The sequence below is a fragment of the Paenibacillus sp. 11B genome, assembly GCF_030487755.1.
Classification (GTDB): domain Bacteria; phylum Bacillota; class Bacilli; order Paenibacillales; family Paenibacillaceae; genus Paenibacillus; species Paenibacillus vandeheii.
On sequence record NZ_JAUKNS010000023.1, the window covers coordinates 1 to 589 of the forward strand.

Annotated in this window: 6 tRNA genes; all 6 read left to right on the plus strand. The window is 53.8% G+C overall.

Annotated features, from left to right (window positions below):
- The first annotated feature begins 54 nt into the window (after positions 1-54).
- The 6 genes from Q0V21_RS32710 (at position 55) to Q0V21_RS32735 (ending at position 577) form a co-directional block, all read left to right on the plus strand.
- Positions 55-131, plus strand: a tRNA-Ile gene (locus tag Q0V21_RS32710).
- 24 nt (positions 132-155) lie between these two features.
- Positions 156-231 (plus strand) — tRNA-Ala (locus Q0V21_RS32715).
- Position 232: 1 nt separating this feature from the next.
- Positions 233-308: transfer RNA gene (locus Q0V21_RS32720), tRNA-Asn, on the plus strand.
- Between the two features lie 4 nt (positions 309-312).
- Positions 313-404 (plus strand) — tRNA-Ser (locus Q0V21_RS32725).
- A 19-nt stretch (positions 405-423) separates the two neighbouring features.
- Positions 424-495, plus strand: a tRNA-Glu gene (locus tag Q0V21_RS32730).
- A gap of 6 nt (positions 496-501) precedes the next feature.
- Positions 502-577 (plus strand) — tRNA-Val (locus tag Q0V21_RS32735).
- Positions 578-589 lie beyond the last annotated feature (12 nt).

Consider the following 589-nt stretch of genomic DNA (forward strand, 5'->3'; position numbering starts at 1 on the left):
TTCCCTTTGGGGTATTTTTTTTGCCCCCCTCGTAAGGAAAAGGGAAATATATTGGGGCCCTTAGCTCAGTTGGTTAGAGCGCACCTCTGATAAGGGTGAGGCCGGTGGTTCGAGTCCACCAGGGCCCACCATATAAGTTTTAAACCACAGTGTATGGGGCCATAGCTCAGCTGGGAGAGCGCCTGCCTTGCAAGCAGGAGGTCAGCGGTTCGATCCCGCTTGGCTCCACCATTCCCTGATAGCTCAGTTGGTAGAGCACTCGACTGTTAATCGAGTTGTCACAGGTTCGAGCCCTGTTCGGGGAGCCATTCAGGAGAGGTGTCCGAGTTGGTCGAAGGAGCACGATTGGAAATCGTGTAGGCGCCAAAAGCGTCTCGAGGGTTCGAATCCCTCTCTCTCCGCCAGATAAATTTTTGTTAGTGTGGCCCGTTGGTCAAGGGGTTAAGACACCTCCCTTTCACGGAGGTAACAGGGGTTCGAATCCCCTACGGGTCATAATATGGAGGCTTAGCTCAGCTGGGAGAGCATCTGCCTTACAAGCAGAGGGTCGGGGGTTCGATCCCCTCAGCCTCCACCATATAGTTTTCTG